The organism is Paenibacillus sp. J23TS9, assembly GCF_018403225.1.
GTDB lineage: Bacteria > Bacillota > Bacilli > Paenibacillales > Paenibacillaceae > Paenibacillus_AQ.
Map to the genome: position 1 here is coordinate 274460 of NZ_BOSG01000002.1, position 17765 is coordinate 292224.

Sequence of the window (17765 nt, forward strand, 5' to 3'; positions counted from 1 at the left end):
GCGTATAATACGCCAATACGTCTGGAGCGAAGAGCATGAACTCACGGTTTGACTTGAATCGAATCATTGACATCGATAAATGGCATATGCTGCAGGACTCGCTCTCCCTGGTCACCAAGATGGCGATCATCACGGTAGATTACAAGGGTGTTCCGGTCACCAAGCACAGTCACTGCCAGTCCTTTTGCCAGGCGGTTAGACAAGATGACGCCCTGTCCTCCTATTGTCAAAAATGCGATGCACGGGGAGGGCTTGAAGCCGTCCGTTCCAATAAACCTTATGTCTATCAATGCCATTTCGGCATTGTCGATATTGCCATTCCGATCATTGTCGACAATCAATACATCGGCGCCATCATGGCGGGACAAATCAAGCTTCGTGATACGGATATGCCCCTTGAACAAATTGTAACCCGCCCGCCGAATGCAGAAACCGATCGGAAGTTTAAGGCCTTGGAGTCTGAATATCGTTCTTTGCCTGTATTGTCCTATGAGGAAGTCTCGACCATCGCCGAAATGCTGTTTCATCTATGCAACTATATTGTAGAGGAAGCCATTCGCAAAAATTCAACGATCGACATGTACAAAAAGACCCTGTCGTTAGAACACGACGCTGCAGCTTCCGTGAGCGGCACGGCTCCGACGTATGGTCATATACAAGCCATGCAAAACGAGCTGTCCAGTACGCTGATCGAAACGAAAATCAAAAAAAGCAAGGCAAATGAGTACCGTTCGGTTAATCCGCTGCTGCAGCCCGCTTTCGATTATCTGTACCGCCATAAGCATGAGAACGTCCATTTACAGGATATGGCCAGCCTTTGTCATGTCAGTCCGAGTTATTTCAGCCGTGTGTTCACCCGGGAGACGGGCGAAAATTTCTCCGTATTCGTTCCGCGCCTGAAAATCGAATGGGCCAAGCAGCTGCTGGAGACCACGGATTTATCGGTCAATCAGATCAGCGACGAGCTGGGCTTTGCCGATCCCGGATATTTTATTAAAACCTTCAAGAAATTCGAAAGTTTGACGCCGGCCGTATACCGGAAAATATACTATACAGAGCATGCACAACAGATTTAACAAGAAATCATTTTAATTCTTAGATCATTAGATCATAAGCACATGAAAAAAGAGTACCTCCTTCCGGCATGCAACCGGATCGAAGATACTCTTTTTACTGTTTCCTATATTTTTTTGATATACATACTGAAGTTATGGAGCCTCTGTGCCAAAGTAGCTCTGTGGATCCACGTTTTCGAGTCCGGGAATCGGCTTTCCTTTGGGCAGCTCGAAAGACCAGTTAACGTTGGAGTACCATTTATCCGTCACTGTGCGTATGAGGGTGACTTTTTCTGGCAGTTCGGTCATTTCATACACAATGAAGCCCGGATCTCCGGAAGCCTCCTTCATTTCACCCATGCTGATGGAGCCTCTGAAAGATGTGAAGTATTCTCTTCCATCCGGATCCCTCACAAACCATGCATCTTTATCAAATTCATTTTTAAACGTCCCTTTCATTTGAATTAATCCCGCTGTTTTTTGTTCCTGAAGATTTGGATCCTGACCTATGACGAAACTGCTTAATGTAATCTCATCCCCCTGATCCTTAAATATCACCGGGTGACTTTTAAGTTTGCTTGGAACGAGCTCCACCGAACCGTTGCTCTTCACCGGAATAGAGTATCCGTCCAATACAAATCGAAGCTTTTGCCGGTCATAAGGAAGATATCTGAATGTATAGGTCCAATGCCGTTTACCGGATTGCAGTTCACTCTGCTGCGAAATGATGGTTTCCGGATGCCCGCCCCGACTATTGTTTACGCTCGATATATCTTCACCCTGTTCATTTTCAAAATGGAACATCAGCTTCTGCTGGCTTTCCATGTCTTCAGGAGAGCGTTTCGCTGCTTCGCCGCTCAGGGAGGTGCTCAATTGCAGCTGTACCCCGCTTGGCGTGCGGACCAGCTTTTCCATCTCAATTTGCAATCCGTCAGGAGTGATATACTTTTCATTCAGCGGCGTGATGATATTCAGTGCATTCGCCTTTTTCATATCCACCTTGAACTTGAAATCCCACTTGCCCTTCACGATCTGCTTGGAGAACTGGTTTCCGATCTCCTCCACATGGCCCACCACGTTCAGCTCATCCGTGTGAATTTCCCGGGTAAAAGCAAACGTCAACTTCTCTAGCGTTTTGGAGCCACTCGTTTCCCTGAGTTGCGCTACCTCGTTGCCGTCCAGATCCAGTATACGAAGGTCTGTCCAGCTCACTTGATTAACTACGGGTTCACCCTGCGGATCGGTGATTTTAACGCCCATGACAAGTCTCGTTGTATCGGCAACAACCTCATTAATCTCAATGGTATAACCCTTATCCTTTACTTTCACATGCGGGTTCTGGAGAATGCCGAGCTGACGTGCATCCATGATCCCGCTGTCTGTTGTCTCTTTCGTAAAAATAGATCTCACCCAATCAGCGATAGAAGGCTGCGCATACAACGTGAAGGCGGCTGTCACGATCAGAAGCGAAGCGATCCAGAGTGCACTCTTCTTCATGAAAGGCTTAGAGCTTCGGCGACGCTTAGGGGAAACCGGCTGCGGCGGCCTGGCGGGCTCGATATCCACTTGTTCCAGCGAAGCCATCACCTGCTCAGTAAAGTCGTTCGGAAGGGATTCGGGAAACAGCAGCTCTGTCCATATTTTCTCTTCCTCAGCGGCTGCGTGCATCAAGGACTGGCACTCGGGGCAGATCTCGATATGGAATTCCAGCTCTTCATCCGGTTTATTTCCAGAATGAAGGTACTCTTTTGTCTGAGCAAGCTTCCAGCATCTCATGTTTCATCCCCTCCTCATCCTTAAACTTTTTACGCAGAGACTTTTTCGCCCGATGAAGCCGGTTGCGTACTTTATCTACATCAACGCCGACAATTCCAGCGATTTCTTCATAACTTAGTTCATTCGTATATCTCAGCAAAATGACGATGCGGTATTTATCCGGGAGCTGCTCCAATAACTTGTGCATTTCCCGGCCCGTTTCCTTTCGCAGATAAGCTGCTTCCGGCGTTTCGCTGTGATGCTGTCCTTTGACCAGAACATCATCATCCGCCGGATCCGCTTTTTTTTTCCTTCCGGCATCCCTCATCACATTCACGGCGATGGTGTACATCCAGGAAGCAAAGCTTGATTCTTCCCGAAAACCCGCAAGCTTGCGGTAGGCCTTCAGAAAAGCCTCCTGCGTGTAATCTTGGGCATCCTGCGGACCCGCGCCCATTCCTCGTAACAGACCGTATATTTTATTTTTATGTATTTCAACCAGCTGCGCGAAGCTCTCCTTATCGCCGGCCAATACCTCTCTAACCAGCGCAACGTCCCGTGATGGGTCTATCATAACGATCCTCCTTGCTCTTCATCTGATCTTTATACCTTATAGACGGATGCAGGTCGACTTTATTCTCACTTTTGCACAAAAAAAAGGAGCCCTTCGCAAGAAGGACTCAAAAATCAGATTAGACATATGAAAGGGTTTACAAAACCATTATAGTATGTAAATGTAATTTTGAAAACGCTTTTCTCGTAGTTTATGCCCAAATAGCCTTCGCATAATAAATTAAGATTGCTTTAACTAATATCATTAGTTATAATACTAATAAGATTAGTTTGCGATTATGGGAGGATGATTTTAATGAAAAAAACAACCGTTCACCAGGTTACCCAGCTTGCCTTTATGCCCCGCCTGTTTCCTGTCAACGTGTATCTTGTTGAAGAAGAACAGGGTCTCACCTTGATTGATGCAGGGATGCCGTTCAGTTTTAAGGGTATACAGAATGCTGCGGATTCCCTCGGCAAACCCATAACCCGCATCCTGCTTACCCATGCACATGGTGATCATGTCGGCGCCCTGGATGCGTTAAAAGACGCCATTCCAACAGCCGAAGTATATATATCGCGCCGGGATCAGGCGCTGTTGGCAGGAAGCCGCGACCTCGAAGAGGGAGAGCCCCAAACCCCGGTCAAAGGTGATGTACCCCGGAAAATACGCACCAAGCCCGATCATCTCCTGGAGGACGGCGACCGTGTGGGTTCGCTCCTGGCTGTCGCCTCCCCTGGCCATACTCCTGGCCATATGGCGTTTTTGGATACACGCAGCCAGGTGTTGATTGCCGGGGATGCCTTTCAAATCCGGGGCGGGATGGCCGTATCCGGCCATATGCAGCCGCTGTTCCCTTTTCCGGCGATGGCCACCTGGAATAAGGACGCTGCACTGACAAGCGCACGCCGCCTCGCCGGGCTCCAGCCGTCCTGGCTTGCTGTTGGACACGGACGGATGCTGGAGCAGCCTGCAGCAGCGATCAGCCGGGCGATCCAGCGTGCTGAAGAGGCTTTCCGGGAGGTGAAATAACAATGGCCAAAATGGGACTCGACCGCCATACGCTTCTCGTTGCCGCAGCCGAGCTGGCCGACGCATCCGGACTGGATTCGCTTACCCTGGCTGCTCTGGCGCAGAAGCTCAATGTGCGCTCCCCTTCCTTATATAATCATGTGAACGGACTCCCGGATTTGCGGGCAGCACTCACTGTCTACTGCCTGCATCTTCTCGTCGAGAAAACGCGTGATGCCGTCATCGGCAAATCCGGCGATGATGCCATTCTCAGCTTATGCGATGCCTATCTCCAGTTTGCACGTTCCCGCCCTGGCCTATATGAGGCCTTTTATAAGGTAAATACACAGGAGCATGAGGATCTGGAGGCAGTCAAAGCGGAGCTGCTGAACCTTTTTTTGCGGATACTGGAGCCTTACGGGCTGGGTGAAAAGAAAACGCTGCATACGATCCGCGGACTGCGCAGTCTTTTGCATGGATTCGCGACGCTCGAGCAGCATGGGGGCTTTCAGATGGATCTTCAGTTGGACGAAAGCGTCCATTATGTGCTGAGGACATTTCTAAAAGGCATGCACGCAGAATCCGCTACATAGGCTGATCCCTGTCGAGCAAAAGGCAGGATGCGAATTGGGATGAATAAAGTTTCCCATAGAGGTAATGATGTCATAGGACGTTCAAGTTTACTTCTTGATGAGTGTGATATAATATAGTTATACGTGATTATTTATCATTTTCAGAGAGGAGTCTTTAACTTGGCTCATATTAGTCCCTCATATCTTCAAATCGGATCTACCGTGGGGGCTCTGGTTATGGCGCTTATGGTCATTTTCGTCCGTTTGAAAGCCAGCGATAGACCAGTAACCATCAAAAAAATACTCATCCCGCCGCTTGGCATGTCAACAGGCTTCCTGATGTTCGTGGCGCCTCAAACACGGATTTCATGGCTATGGGCCGTAGCTGCTTTTCTCGTCGGCTGGTTTTTATTCTCATATCCGTTGATTCGCAGTACCAAATTCGAAGTCTCCGAAGGACAGGTTTTTGCCAGACGCTCCAAGAGCTTCGTGGTTATCCTATTCGTTCTGCTCATTGTCCGTACCGTTCTTCATCAGGTCATTGACAAGTATGTCTCGATCCCGCAATCCGGTGCGCTCTTCTTCCTGCTGGCATTCGGCATGATCGTCCGCTGGAGAATTTTCATGCTGAAACAGTATCGAGTCATCGAAGCAGCCGGCGAACTGAACGGCAAACCGATCAGCCCGGAAACGCCCCACTAATCGTAAAATAAAGTAACTTCATTAAACCGCTCCCGGCACGGATTTGCACCGGAGGGCGGTTTTTTGCGTCTCAATGATCAATTTCATGTGATCAAAACATCATTAACCAATCAGGTCATCAAGCTGCTCTGCTTGGTGGCCTCTTTTCATTAAACATTGTGCATACTGCCAAGATGAATTGAAGAACCTATGGAAGGACAACTGCGGAAAGGGATGAATTACTGTTATTTTCCTATTCACAGTGGTTTTCATCACGTTTTTGGCGTAAAAATAAAGCAAAACAGAGAATATCGGACCAAGAAGACGTATATATGTGTAAAACTTCACAATTTGATCTATCACTCTTAAATGCTTCATTATCCTTTTAGAGAGCATTATGTTAACATATGTAGTGGTAATTTAGATTTTCGGCCTTTTTCGTTACGAGGAAGGTCCCCAGGTTATAGACCCCTCTGCCTAAAAAGGGTCTATCAGCCCTTTTTTATAATAAAACTAAGCATTGCTGCTTACGCAAAGGAGAAATGGACATGTCAGAAACAATTACTGATGCAACGACAGAACAAGCAAACACGCCTGTCAGCCAAGATCAAAATGATTTGCTGGACCAGCTGCTCAAGCCTGAGGTTCAGGAATCTTTGACTACTCTGGTCAACCATCTTCCAAAGCTGACTGAGCTTGTGAATGTATTGACAAAGTCTTATGACTTCGCTCAATCCGTAGCTACGGACAAAACACTGAAAAGTGACACTGTAGGTGCGATTCAGGAAATGGCTTCCCCGGTGATCAAATCCGCTAAGAATGTCGCAGCGAACGTGATCGAGGCTAAAGACCGTGCTGAAGAGAGTCATGAAGTGATCGGTCTTTTTGGTATGCTCAAATTGCTGAAAGACCCGCAAGCGCAAAAAATGTTCCGTTTTGTGAACGCATATCTCCAGGTTTCTGCTGAACGCGCTAAAGAACAACAATAATTCTCTTAATTTTACCAGTAAGGACGGAGGAAAAACTATGTCAAAACATATTGTCATTTTGGGTGCAGGATATGGCGGACTTCTCTCTGCTATGACCTTGCGCAAATATCTTAACAAAGATCAAGCGCGTGTCACCGTGGTGAACCAATATCCGACTCACCAAATCATTACCGAGCTTCACCGTCTGGCTGCAGGCAGCATCGAGGAAAAAGCGATCGCTATGCCTCTTGACAAACTGTTCAAAGGTAAAGACATCGATCTGAAAATCGCAAAGGTTGATTCTTTCTCTGTAGACAGCAAAGAAGTAAAACTGTCCGACGGCTCCAAGCTCTCTTATGATGCCCTCGTTGTCGCTCTCGGAAGTATCACTGCATACTTTGGTATTCCGGGACTTGATAAGTACAGCATGGTTCTGAAATCCGCTGAAGATGCAAACCGCATCCACCAGCACATTGAAGACCGCATTAAAGCTTATTCGCAAACTAAAGATGCAGCTGATGCAACCATCCTGATCGGCGGCGGCGGCTTAACCGGCGTTGAGCTTGTTGGTGAAATTGCCGACATTATGCCAAAATTGGCTCGTAAATACGGCGTAGACCCAGGCGAAGTTAAACTGCTGCTGGTTGAAGCTGGCCCTAAAATCCTGCCCGTACTTCCAGATCATCTTATCGACCGCGCGAAAGCAAGTCTTGAAAACCGCGGCGTAACATTCCTGACAGGTCTTCCTGTAACGAACGTGGAAGGCAACGTCGTTGACCTGAAAGACGGTCAAAAAATCGTTACCAACACCTTCGTATGGACTGGCGGCGTTCAAGGCAACCCACTCGTTGGGGAATCCGGCCTCGAAGTTAACCGCGGACGTGCAACGGTGAATGAATTCATGCAATCCACATCCCATAAAGATGTATTTGTAGCTGGTGACAGCGCTGTTGTCTTTGATGCAACAGGCCGTCCTTATCCTCCAACAGCTCAAATCGCTTGGCAAATGGGCGAGCTGATCGGCTACAACCTGTATGCTTACCTGACTGACAAGGCATCCCAGACCTTTGATCCGGTGAACTCCGGCACACTGGCCAGCCTTGGACGCAAAGATGCTGTAGCTACGGTTGGCGAAAACAACATCTCCCTTAAAGGACTGCCAGCAACCATGATGAAGGAGGCAAGTAACATCCGTTACCTCTCCCACATCAAAGCTTTGTTCACACTGGCTTACTAATCATATAAGCAATCAAGAAAAGCCCCGCTCAAATCATCATTTGAGCGGGGCTTTTTACTAATTTCAGCCGGTCAGCAGCTTGCTTACGTCAGGCTCTTCTCCAGCGTGCTTTGCATGGCAAGCAGCTCCTGCCTTATTTTCGGTGTCAGCGCAAGCTCGGGAACAGCCGGAAGCGTTATGCTGCGCTGCTGCTCGGCACTCTGCGCCATTTTCTCGAACACAAGCAGCAGACGGGCAAGCTCAGGATCAGGCAGTTCGGGCCGATTCGCCGTCCAGGCATAAGAATTCAGCAGGTAACCGAATTGATCGAGTGCCCACACCACGGGCAGCAGCCGCTGCAGCTCCTCCTCGCTTCTCGGGATTTCCCCAAGCGCCGTTGCATAAACCGTAGTCAGGTTAGACAGATGAGTCTTCATGGAACGCTGCTCCCGGCTGTCCTCTGCCTCGTAAGCTGCCGGCTGTTCCGTGAACAGCATGGCAGCAAGCTGGGACTGGCTCCGGATCGTCCGGCCCATCAGATACGGAATCCGGCTTGAGGCGGATCTCCTGCCGAGGATGAGTACACCGATCAGGCCGATAATACTGCCGGTGATGACATCGACGATCCGCGTCCCGGCGAAATACCCTACATCGTGGATGTGCGAGCTCGCCTCCGCCATAAGGATCGCATTCGGTGTCACGAAGAGGATGGCGATCGCATAGTTGCGTACGATCAACAGCTCAGCGAAAAACGTAAAGAGCATAATGGCAACGGAAATGATAAAGCCTTCCGGCTGCGCCCATAAAATAGCGCTCGCTATTAAAATTCCAATCATCGTTCCCAAAGAGCGCTGGATTGCCCGGTGAAATGTTGCAATGACTGTTGCACCCAGCATAACCGAGGCACAGGAAAGAGGTACCAAGTAAGAGCGGTTTAAATTAAAAGCATGCGCCGCCAATGCAGCGATCATTAAGATCATACCGAATCTTAGGGACAGCAGAAACACAAGCGAATTTTTGTCGAAGGCGCTGAGAACGATACTCTTCACCGGCGTTCCGGCTATGCTTCTGTCCTCCCAGCCGTCTTCGGCGTCCGCCTCCAAAATCGCTGCCATTTCCCGCACCGCGCGTAGAAGCCCTTCAAGATCCGAATCCTCCAGCCGCTTCAGGCTGTCCGTTATCAGTATTTCACGGTAGCGCAGAACTCCGGAGACGCTGCGGACTACCTGCCCCAGCGCCGGCGGCAGCGGCTCTCCCTTCCTCAAGTTCCAGGTATCGGTTTCCTGGTAGATCACATGTGCCTGGTGAAACAGCCTGAATAGACGGTAGACCCGTGCGGGTTCCCGCCATACTCTCCCCTGCCCGGCCAAAATGGACTCCGCCTCAACCATGGAGATCAGAGTCTCATGTCTCGCCTTCTTATACTTGCCCGTTCCGGCTGCATCCAGCAAACCCGCCAGATTGGTATACAGCCTGCGGACCGCCTGGGTTTCGGGTCCATGCGGATTCGTGAGCCAGCCCGCCATGGCGATCAGCCATGCCAGCGCTCCTCCCAAAAGAACAAGTGTCCCTCGGGTTAAGGCTTCGGAGGGACCATGCGGCATACCGGAAGCAAGCGCGAAGCTCAGAACGAAGAAAAGAGCGGCAGGCCCTTTGAACTTGAGCGCTCCAAAAATAAAGGTCGCCAGCGCTCCGATCAATCCCAGCACCACCGCGGACAGAACCGGATACGGAGCCAGCAGCGAGCCGCAAAAGACAGAAAAGCCGATGCCTAGCATGACAAAAAAAAGCTTCCTCGCTCTTAAGGCATAAGGCTCATGAAATGTATATAAGTACGTAAATCCCCCAGTCCCCGCCAGCATACCGTAATCGAAGCGCCCCAGCAGAAGGCCGATCAAAGAGGGCAGGCCCAGACATAGGCCCGCACAGATCGCCCGGTTCCATGGCAGGGCTATTCTCTTCATCTCAAACGCCTGGCGGATCATGGGATGAATAGCGGCTCGCCGATGATTTCGCGTGTTCATGCAGCTTCTTCCTTTCTGAATCCTCAAGCCATTTTGAAAAGGGCAGCTTTACCCGAGGCAGAATTCATCCCGCACCGTGTAAAGCTGCCCTAGGCTGGCTCTTGCTATGAACAGTATCTCCATATAGCGAATCAAGTATAACCCCGCAAAGCGAACGAAACTCTCGTTAATGATCTCTCATCTTCATCCATGTATGTAATTCGGAGTCATTGATAAAATCTTAGCTCATACTCGCAGTGTTCGTCGCCGTTTACGTTGCATTTCACTTCCTTGACCGATACCTTGCGGCCCAAAATCCGCGTTAACGCCCCCTCCATGATCGCGCCTTCCAGATCGCATACAAGCTTGCCCTCCTGAACAGGCAGCCCCTCGCAAAAGCAATCCTCCACCGCCACCCGCATCGTATGCTCATCTTGATGCACGATGGCCGGAATCCCGATTTTCAGCTCAACAAATAATCCAAAGAGCTCCTCTACCGTTTGGGCCGGCAGGCTTTCGCCAATTTTGCGCCCAATGGTGGCTGTCGTATTTCTCCCTCCCATCGGCAGCCCTTCATGCATCCCGATCAGACGGATCGCGCGGAACAGCTCCAGCGGAACCTGGTTACCGAGCTCCGTTCTCTTGATATGTTTTAAATCGTCGAATGTAAAGCTTGCCATGTAGATCTCCTCCCGTTTCTTCATTGTCCCTTTTGGCGGAACGGACATGTGGCCACGTGAATGGATGCAGTAGGGCAGCCGTGCTCCGCTTCGTCCAAGCTGTCCAATTGATCTTCCGGAACTTCCGTAATGCCGAGGTTGCGGTCTCCGGGTAATATATTCTCTGCTAGCCCCTCATCATCGTAATCAAAGATATCAGGAGCGATGACGCCGCAAGCTCCGCAGGCAATGCAGGTGTTTTTGTCCACAAAAGTATAGGCCTTCTTCATGTCCTCCCCATCCTCCTGACCGGCTGACAGCGGATCATTCCGCGAACTATCAGCCTTGCCTTTGATGATTTCAGCGTACCATCGCCTCCGAACCAACCTTGTGATTTTCATCACATCATTTTTGTCGGTTCCTTGAGCAGTCGGGATCGCCACACAAAATTCGAGGCTGTCCGCATGTTCTTAAAATTTGCCCTCCCCTATATCCTAAAAAAGGAGTTTATGACGAAATCAAGGGGGAACGGATGCGAAAGCTTGCAGCGAAGGAATTTACGGTCTGGGTGTTTACCCGGACTGAACTGGTCAAGTTTGTGATGGTGGAAATTCTTTTCAGCTCCGCACTTTATGCAGGACTGAGACGGGTGAACGGACATGAGGCTATCGCGATTTTGGGAAGCTCGATCGGTACGCACCTGTTCAAATATGTGGGTCCAGGCGGGAGATTCCCTGTTTGGCGCAGCAAAAAGCAGCCGCAGCCTCTGCCATGGAGTCCGGCGGCTTAACGGGGATACAATGCTCAGAAACCGGTTAAGCTGTTGCTGCTGGTTTTATTCGTATGAGGCGGTTTTCAGCCGTATTCAGCTGATTTCGTTCGTGATGGGATTTTTATAAAATCCTCATGTAAAATATGAATGAAGGAGCGGATGAACAATGAACCGTAAAAGAAGAAGAGTCGCCATCGTAGGCTCCGGCATGGTCGGATCCAGCTGCGCTTACTCCATGATTAACCAGTCCATCTGCGACGAGATCATGATGATTGACCGTACGTATGACCGGGCGCTCGCACAGGCTCTCGATTTGTCGCATTGCATTGATTTCACACATACACGCACCACCGTTTATGCCGGTACCTATGCGGATTGTTCCGATGTGGATGTTGTCATTCTGACGGCTGGCGCGAATCCAAAACCGGGGCAGAACCGGATGGATGTGCTGGCAGAGGCCGCGGAAATTACGCGCCAAATCGTGACTCCGATCGTAGAGAGCGGATTTAACGGCATATTCATCGTTGCCGCGAACCCGGTCGATGTCGTCACCTACATGATCTGGAAGCTGACCGGATTTCCGCGTCACCGCGTGATCGGTTCGGGCACTTCTATCGATTCCTCCCGCCTCAAAACGCTGCTCTCCGACGTTTTCTCCATCGATCCGCGCAGCGTAAGCGGATATGCGCTTGGCGAGCATGGGGAGTCGCAGTTCGTGGCTTGGTCGCATGTGACCATCGGCGGCAAGCCGATACTCGATATTTTGGCCCAGCATCAGGAGCGTTTCAGGCATCTTGATTTAGAGGATATTGCTCGCAAAACGAAAGACGCGGGCTGGGAGATTTTCACGCGCAAAGGCTCGACCCATTTCGGAATCGGCAGCGCGATTGCCCATATTGCACGGTCCGTGCTCAATGATGAGCATAAAATAATCGCCGTATCCGCCATACTCGACGGAGAGTACGGCCAATACGGCGTATGTGCCGGCGTTCCGGCGATTATCAGCAGTGATGGTATTCAGGAACTGCTCGAACTGAAGCTGAATGAGGATGAGCAGCAGCGTTTTAACGATTCTTGTGAGCTAATCCGCCACAATCTGTCCGGGCTGGCATTGGATCCGATATAAGGATAAGTATTGCCTTTAAGATTCAAGACAATAAGAGTATAATGGGAAATAAACCCAATTGAATCGGGGCGAATCCCATTGATGATGATCGCAGCCGCCTTGTCCATCGCACTGATGTGCGGATTTTATTTCGCTGTAGCCTATTTCGGAATTAAATTATTTTTCAAAAAAGTGCTGCACCGGTCCGTGGATCCGATGCTGCTCTTGGGTGCTATTGTAATTTTGGTGTTCTGTATCCAAATCATGCAGAGATTATGGTATCACCAGCCGATGGATGCAACCTTGCTGCTGCCGCCAGTAGCCGGACTCTCCGTGTTCCTGCGCCGAGTCCGAAGCAGAAGCCGCAAATAATTAACGACCGCTTTTCTTATAGGAGCCTTAACCCGCCTTCCGGCATATGAAGATCATTTCCGGACTGGCAGAGGTTAACGGCTCCTTTTTCCATCCGCCATAAGCATGAATGATGTGAAATCCGGTCATCTGCAGCAGGCGGATGTTGATGCTGCTTTTGCAAAATAGATGCAACCAAAATTCACGGCTTATCCAAGCTGCGGACTGCTTATTCTCCTGCAAGCATGCCCATCTCCGGCGGCACTCTGTGCTTCGTGGCCTGCTCGTATCCGTAAGCGATCTTGATCAGTGTAGGTTCACTGTAAGCAGTACCGATGAACGTGATACCCTGCGGGCCTTTGGTGATATAGCCGCCGGGAGCAATAACCCCATCCTGCGCAATGCCGCCCGGCACGGTAATGACAGGATATCCGGCTCTGGCCGCGATATCATCGCCTTCCTCACAGCCCAGGAACAGCAGCGCATCGAGGTTATATTTCTCAAGCGCATAATCGATGCCTTGTGCCCGTGACATTTCTTCATTCACGCGGATCGTGTCCACATATTCCGGCTCGGTCAGCGTTCCGCTGGTCGACTCGGATGCCTCCAGCACATTTTGTCCGTATTTCAGGCATTGCTCAGCATGTTCGTTGTTAAAAGCGATAACCTCTGCCAACGTATGGACAGGGATGTTTTCCGGCAATGGGGCCAAATAGTCATTCACCCCTTTTTTGAATTCATAGCGCAGAACGCTCCAATTCCAATCTGTTTCCTGGCATGGCAGTTCTACCGGATCGATGATGGCTGCTCCCTCGATGCGGAGCACTTCAATGGCAGCCTCCAGAATCTGCATCCGGTCAGGGTCCAGCTGACTGTAATAGAACCGCGGGATCCCGATCCGCGCCTGCTTCAGAAACGAAGCATCCAGAAAGGGCGTATAATCGGTTAGAAAATGTCCTTGACTCGTTTTTGTGACTTCATCCCGTTCATCCACTCCCGTCATGGCACCCAGCATAATCGCTGCATCGGTAACGGATCTGGCCATCGGTCCAGCGGTATCCTGAGTATGGGTAATCGGTATAATTCCCGAACGGCTGACCAGACCGACTGTTGGCTTGATGCCCACCAGCATGTTCTGACTGGCCGGGCCGATGATGGAGCCGGAGGTTTCCGTACCAATCGCTGCGGCTGCAAGGTTGGCAGCCACGGCCGCTCCTGAGCCTGAACTGGAGCCGCCGACGAAGAGCTCTCCCGGACCATATGGATTTAGGCAAAGTCCCCGGCGTGTACTGTATCCGGCCCACATTCCATCTGCCATGAAGTTGGCCCATTCCGTCATATTGGCCTTCCCGAGGAATACGGCACCTGCATTCCGCAGCTGCGCAGCGACGAATGAATCCTGCGCCGCTACATGCTCCGCCAGGGCCAGTGTTCCTGCACTGGTATGCAATGCATCATGGGTATCGATATTATCCTTCAGGAGCAGGGGAATGCCGTGAAGCGGTCCCCGGCTTCCTTTTTCATATCGCTCGTCGTCCAGCGCTCTGGCGATGCTTATCACTTCCGGGTTAATCTCAATGATGGATCTCAGTTTTCCGTCATAACGCACAATCCGCTCCAGATAGATCCGAACCAGCTCCTCGGAGCTCGTCTCGCCCGCTTCCATTGCAGCCTGCATACGGCGGATATCCGCCTCGATGATCCATTCTTCTATCTTCATGTTATTTTCCATTTGACATCACCTCAACATCGTAGTGAGGAGCTGCAGATGCCTGTTTTAGACGTCCGCATATTTCTCCATATGCTGTCTGTACAGCTTCCACGCTCCCTGTTCCTTGCGGAATACTTCCATAGCCAGTACGCTGGCTACCTTCGTGCCTTGCAGGCTAAAGTTCACAATGGCCGATATAATCAGTTCATTGTCTGAGCGCATGTTCCGGGTAAGATCGACATACTCCCAGTGTGGCTGCTTCCCTTCATACATAGCCAGCGTATCGATATTATCTGTTTTATAATGCTCCGATCGGTAAACCTCGTAATCCCTGTCCGGGTAGTAGCCGAAATATCCGATAAAATCATCCGAAATCCAAGCATTTACCTCTTCCACGGTTCCCTCATTGATCACCCTGCGGTACTCCTCTATTGCAGCAAATGCATCGTCAAACACGCAACCACATCCCCATAAAATGATATTTAAAAGATGTTCATTTTTCTAAATTTAAGTTCCGCTTGGATTCTGCAGAACGATTCTGCACCCATCCGGATCGCAAATGGCAACGCCGTTCACTGGACAGATTTTCTGAAGACACAGCCGGATAGACCATGCAATGCAGCCTGTCTGCGATTTCGCCATTACAGGTTTTATCAGGCGTTTATTCCATTTTTATCTAATTCATCATATCAGCTTTAGCGTCTGCAATGCTATCTTAAGAATGGTTATAATCATTGTTTCCAGCAGCTTCACCCGTTTCATGAATAGGGCGGTCTTCGATGATAGATATTCTATCTGCGATGCGGCGGTTCGGACAATAATCTATGTATCTTCCAGTAACCTTTGTTTTTTCATATAATTCGTATTAAGCCAGCTAATTTCTGATCATAATGGCAATCTCTATTAAGGGCAGGTATATCTCATGATCATTTATCAGGAACATATGCAAAATATCACCGAAGCGTCCTTTGCGGACGGCTTCTTCGACGGATGGCCGAATCCGCCTTCTACCGCAACCTTCGACCGGATTCTTCAAAATGCTACTCATATCATACTGGCAATTGATGAACATACCAATCACGTCGTCGGATTTATTACAGCGCTGTCCGACCGGGTACTGACGGCCTATATTCCTTTGCTGGAGGTCGTGCCTTCCTATCAAAACCGGGGTATTGGAAAAGAGCTGACCCGGCGAATGCTGGACAAGCTGAAAGATATCTATATGATCGATCTGCTGTGCGATACGGAACTTCAAGATTTCTACGCCGGGCTTGGCATGAGAAAGGCAACGGGGATGCTGATCCGGAACTACGAGCATCAATCCGGCAAAAAGGGTACTGCGGCAGAATGAAGGATGCCAAGAGATATTATCAAGCCGCGTGCGTGAAAAAGCTCTCATTAAACTGCTGCCAGCTCTGAATACAAGTCCAGGGCTTGCAGCGCAACCCGGTAGTCGATTCCCGAGATACGGCTGATGCGATGCGCCCATTGTTCATTCGTATTCAGCCCGTCCTCTCTCTCAAGTCCGCTGTTCTTGCTGACAAAGCTGGTCCAGCGGTCAAACTCCCAATGCACCACCTCGCCCGGCTGATACAAACGATGCTCCACAAGCGGATGCCGCAGCAAATGCTGGGAATGATTCGCTGCTGCAAGCAGATCCTCCATCGAAATTGGCGTGAGATCGAAGGACTGCGTGCTCATTTTCCCGTTGGGTCTTACGTAACTGAACCCCACGTTCTGCGCCGAGGAATTGTTGGATACCTGAATCCGTCCTCCAGTAATAAAACCATCCACGGCTTCCTCTGTGAAGCACTGATGGTTCCGATCCACTAAAATGGGCTGTATCCATTGATCTCCCAGATCACAGAAGAACCGTCCACCCGCTTCATCCAACGCTACAACTGCCACATGTGCATGCGGAGATCCCAGATCATGCCCGACGGCATAGGCAGGAATGCTTTCCGTATGAAAGGCATCCAGCAGCCAGATCGCCAGATCAAAGCAGTTGCCTGTAATTCCGTACTGCTCCTTATGCTCTTTCATGACACGAACGCTGCGCTGCCCTCCTTTTTCAGGCTGCAGGCTGTACCAGGCCTTGGTCAACGTCTCCATTGGATAACCGTCAAAACGATGCCACACCCGCAGCAGTTGTTCCGGTGCTTTCATGTCCGTCCACTCTCCCCCCGTTCATTCCGAGCATTTATGTATTCGCTAGCAACAGCTATTATTGCATCTTATCCTGCTGAAGGGCTTCCTCAAGCACCAATCCTACTAGCCGGTGTTCATTTACCACATGTTCAAACTCCGCCGGCTCGACCCAGATCCGGGACAGGCACTCATGCTCGCGGCTGAAAGGGAGGCGTTCCGTAATATCCATGCGGTAAAACAGCTGATAGCCAATCATCGGATATTTTCCTTTTGGGTCAAAATGCTCGTCCTCTTCGTGATTGATCTCCATCTTTCCGAGATAAACCACCGTTCCCTCGACGCTTCCTTCCTCCATTGCTTCTCGATGAAAGGCCTCCTCCGGCGTCTCTCCCGGCTCCACATGTCCTCCCGGCAAATTAAAACCGCGTCCCTGCACATGTACAGCGAGTACATTCCCTTGATGAAGGCATATCCCGTGAACACTGGTGACCAGCGCCGGATCGGGCTGCTCATCTCCCGGAATCCAGGTCAGCTTGACCCTATGTCCATTCCAATGTTCCCATATTGATTGATTCATGCTGCATGCTCCTTTCGTAATCCGTAATAGAGATTCTGTAGTTTATGGGGATGATTCTTTCGATCACTGTTGTCGTATAAACATCTAGTCTGATTGATATAGCTTCACCTTTAGCTGTGAACGGCTTCGTCCTGATCCTCAGGCGCATTCTCCATAATTCGAATACTGACCGGCATCTTCATGATCTGGGTCAGTTTGAATTCTACCATTTGATTCACTTCAAGCTGCCCATATACTTCAGGAACGGTAATTTTGACCTGTTTCAGCTTCTCTTCGGTCGTCAGTACATTGACTACCCGGCCCTCCTTGTTGATCACTTTGCCTTCAAAGCTTATCTGTCTCTTTGAAAATAAGTCTGTACCAATAAAGATGGATATCGTAATAAAGATCAGCCCAAGAACAAAAAACAGCCCCGCTATGCCGGAAGCTTCATGCATTTGTATTTGCAGAGCAAGCTGAAGACAGCAAAAGACCACAACAAATAAAGCACTGGCAAACCATTGAGTCAAGTTTTTATAAGGATGTAACCCCATCCGAACTCCTCCTCATGTCATGTACCGACCTTTTTGATGCTTCAGAGGAATACTTCCCCATATATATGTATGCGGCAGGCTTCCAAACCCGCTCC

General features: G+C 49.9%; 21 protein-coding genes. 10 read left to right on the forward strand and 11 right to left on the reverse strand.

Annotation, left to right across the window (positions count from 1 at the left end):
- Window positions 1-35: 35 nt before the first annotated feature.
- Complete coding sequence (locus KJS65_RS16880) at window positions 36-1076, forward strand: PocR ligand-binding domain-containing protein (protein WP_213651057.1); 1041 nt, start codon at window positions 36-38, stop codon at window positions 1074-1076.
- A gap of 132 nt (window positions 1077-1208) precedes the next feature.
- Here KJS65_RS16880 and KJS65_RS16885 read toward each other — a convergent pair whose 3' ends face one another.
- Both KJS65_RS16885 and KJS65_RS16890 read right to left on the reverse strand, forming a co-directional pair.
- The gene (locus KJS65_RS16885; RefSeq protein WP_213651058.1) at window positions 1209-2831 is read right to left on the reverse strand and encodes a DUF4179 domain-containing protein; all 1623 of its coding nucleotides are present in this window, start codon (window positions 2829-2831) and stop codon (window positions 1209-1211) included.
- The gene (locus tag KJS65_RS16890) at window positions 2779-3384 is read right to left on the reverse strand and encodes an RNA polymerase sigma factor (RefSeq protein WP_213651059.1); all 606 of its coding nucleotides are present in this window, start codon (window positions 3382-3384) and stop codon (window positions 2779-2781) included. Before KJS65_RS16890 ends, KJS65_RS16885 begins: the two co-directional genes overlap by 53 nt.
- 294 nt (window positions 3385-3678) lie before the next feature.
- Between KJS65_RS16890 and KJS65_RS16895 the strand changes: the two genes are divergently transcribed.
- The 5 genes from KJS65_RS16895 (at window position 3679) to KJS65_RS16915 (ending at window position 7832) form a co-directional block, all read left to right on the forward strand.
- Window positions 3679-4395 carry an MBL fold metallo-hydrolase gene (locus tag KJS65_RS16895; RefSeq protein ID WP_213651060.1) on the forward strand — a complete coding sequence of 239 codons (717 nt, stop codon included), beginning with the start codon at window positions 3679-3681 and terminating at the stop codon, window positions 4393-4395.
- A 2-nt stretch (window positions 4396-4397) separates the two neighbouring features.
- The gene (locus tag KJS65_RS16900) at window positions 4398-4967 is read left to right on the forward strand and encodes a TetR/AcrR family transcriptional regulator (RefSeq protein ID WP_213651061.1); all 570 of its coding nucleotides are present in this window, start codon (window positions 4398-4400) and stop codon (window positions 4965-4967) included.
- A gap of 159 nt (window positions 4968-5126) precedes the next feature.
- Window positions 5127-5648: a CcdC family protein gene (locus tag KJS65_RS16905; RefSeq protein ID WP_213651062.1), complete on the forward strand. Its 522-nt coding sequence runs from the start codon at window positions 5127-5129 to the stop codon at window positions 5646-5648.
- Between the two features lie 527 nt (window positions 5649-6175).
- The gene (locus KJS65_RS16910) at window positions 6176-6616 is read left to right on the forward strand and encodes a helical membrane plugin domain-containing protein (RefSeq protein WP_213651063.1); all 441 of its coding nucleotides are present in this window, start codon (window positions 6176-6178) and stop codon (window positions 6614-6616) included.
- 37 nt (window positions 6617-6653) lie between these two features.
- Window positions 6654-7832 carry an NAD(P)/FAD-dependent oxidoreductase gene (locus KJS65_RS16915; RefSeq protein ID WP_213651064.1) on the forward strand — a complete coding sequence of 393 codons (1179 nt, stop codon included), beginning with the start codon at window positions 6654-6656 and terminating at the stop codon, window positions 7830-7832.
- 83 nt (window positions 7833-7915) lie between these two features.
- Here KJS65_RS16915 and KJS65_RS16920 read toward each other — a convergent pair whose 3' ends face one another.
- The 3 genes from KJS65_RS16920 to KJS65_RS16930 form a co-directional block, all read right to left on the reverse strand.
- Window positions 7916-9835, reverse strand: a complete 1920-nt coding sequence (locus tag KJS65_RS16920; protein WP_213651065.1) for an FUSC family protein — start codon at window positions 9833-9835, stop codon at window positions 7916-7918.
- 206 nt (window positions 9836-10041) lie between these two features.
- On the reverse strand, window positions 10042-10494 hold the full coding sequence (locus KJS65_RS16925; RefSeq protein WP_213651066.1) for a V4R domain-containing protein: 453 nt from the start codon (window positions 10492-10494) through the stop codon (window positions 10042-10044).
- Window positions 10495-10514: 20 nt separating this feature from the next.
- Window positions 10515-10763 carry a ferredoxin gene (locus KJS65_RS16930; RefSeq protein ID WP_136608219.1) on the reverse strand — a complete coding sequence of 83 codons (249 nt, stop codon included), beginning with the start codon at window positions 10761-10763 and terminating at the stop codon, window positions 10515-10517.
- A 242-nt stretch (window positions 10764-11005) separates the two neighbouring features.
- On the opposite strand from KJS65_RS16930, the gene KJS65_RS16935 reads away from it, so the two are divergent.
- From KJS65_RS16935 to KJS65_RS16945, 3 genes are all read left to right on the forward strand, one after another.
- A complete protein-coding gene (locus KJS65_RS16935; RefSeq protein WP_136607961.1) occupies window positions 11006-11263 on the forward strand; it encodes a hypothetical protein in 258 nt (85 codons plus the stop codon).
- A 148-nt stretch (window positions 11264-11411) separates the two neighbouring features.
- Window positions 11412-12371, forward strand: coding sequence for an L-lactate dehydrogenase (locus KJS65_RS16940; RefSeq protein WP_136607960.1), 960 nt, complete (start codon window positions 11412-11414; stop codon window positions 12369-12371).
- A gap of 78 nt (window positions 12372-12449) precedes the next feature.
- Window positions 12450-12722: a hypothetical protein gene (locus tag KJS65_RS16945; RefSeq protein WP_213651067.1), complete on the forward strand. Its 273-nt coding sequence runs from the start codon at window positions 12450-12452 to the stop codon at window positions 12720-12722.
- Between the two features lie 27 nt (window positions 12723-12749).
- On the opposite strand, the gene KJS65_RS16950 is transcribed toward KJS65_RS16945, so the two are convergent.
- Genes KJS65_RS16950 through KJS65_RS16960 form a run of 3 tightly spaced genes read right to left on the reverse strand, consistent with a single transcriptional unit; the run spans window position 12750 to window position 14868 of the window.
- Window positions 12750-12944 (reverse strand): hypothetical protein, encoded by a 195-nt coding sequence (locus tag KJS65_RS16950; RefSeq protein ID WP_136607958.1) that lies wholly within the window; start codon window positions 12942-12944, stop codon window positions 12750-12752.
- A complete protein-coding gene (locus KJS65_RS16955; RefSeq protein ID WP_374706194.1) occupies window positions 12931-14433 on the reverse strand; it encodes an amidase family protein in 1503 nt (500 codons plus the stop codon). Before KJS65_RS16955 ends, KJS65_RS16950 begins: the two co-directional genes overlap by 14 nt.
- Window positions 14434-14478: 45 nt before the next feature.
- Window positions 14479-14868: a DUF4440 domain-containing protein gene (locus KJS65_RS16960; RefSeq protein ID WP_213651068.1), complete on the reverse strand. Its 390-nt coding sequence runs from the start codon at window positions 14866-14868 to the stop codon at window positions 14479-14481.
- Window positions 14869-15334: 466 nt separating this feature from the next.
- Between KJS65_RS16960 and KJS65_RS16965 the strand changes: the two genes are divergently transcribed.
- Window positions 15335-15763 carry a GNAT family N-acetyltransferase gene (locus KJS65_RS16965; protein WP_213651069.1) on the forward strand — a complete coding sequence of 143 codons (429 nt, stop codon included), beginning with the start codon at window positions 15335-15337 and terminating at the stop codon, window positions 15761-15763.
- A gap of 47 nt (window positions 15764-15810) precedes the next feature.
- On the opposite strand, the gene KJS65_RS16970 is transcribed toward KJS65_RS16965, so the two are convergent.
- From KJS65_RS16970 to KJS65_RS16980, 3 genes are all read right to left on the reverse strand, one after another.
- The gene (locus KJS65_RS16970; RefSeq protein WP_213651070.1) at window positions 15811-16578 is read right to left on the reverse strand and encodes a hypothetical protein; all 768 of its coding nucleotides are present in this window, start codon (window positions 16576-16578) and stop codon (window positions 15811-15813) included.
- A 58-nt stretch (window positions 16579-16636) separates the two neighbouring features.
- A complete protein-coding gene (locus KJS65_RS16975; protein ID WP_213651071.1) occupies window positions 16637-17137 on the reverse strand; it encodes an NUDIX domain-containing protein in 501 nt (166 codons plus the stop codon).
- 110 nt (window positions 17138-17247) lie between these two features.
- On the reverse strand, window positions 17248-17670 hold the full coding sequence (locus tag KJS65_RS16980; RefSeq protein WP_213651072.1) for a hypothetical protein: 423 nt from the start codon (window positions 17668-17670) through the stop codon (window positions 17248-17250).
- Between the last annotated feature and the right edge of the window lie 95 nt (window positions 17671-17765).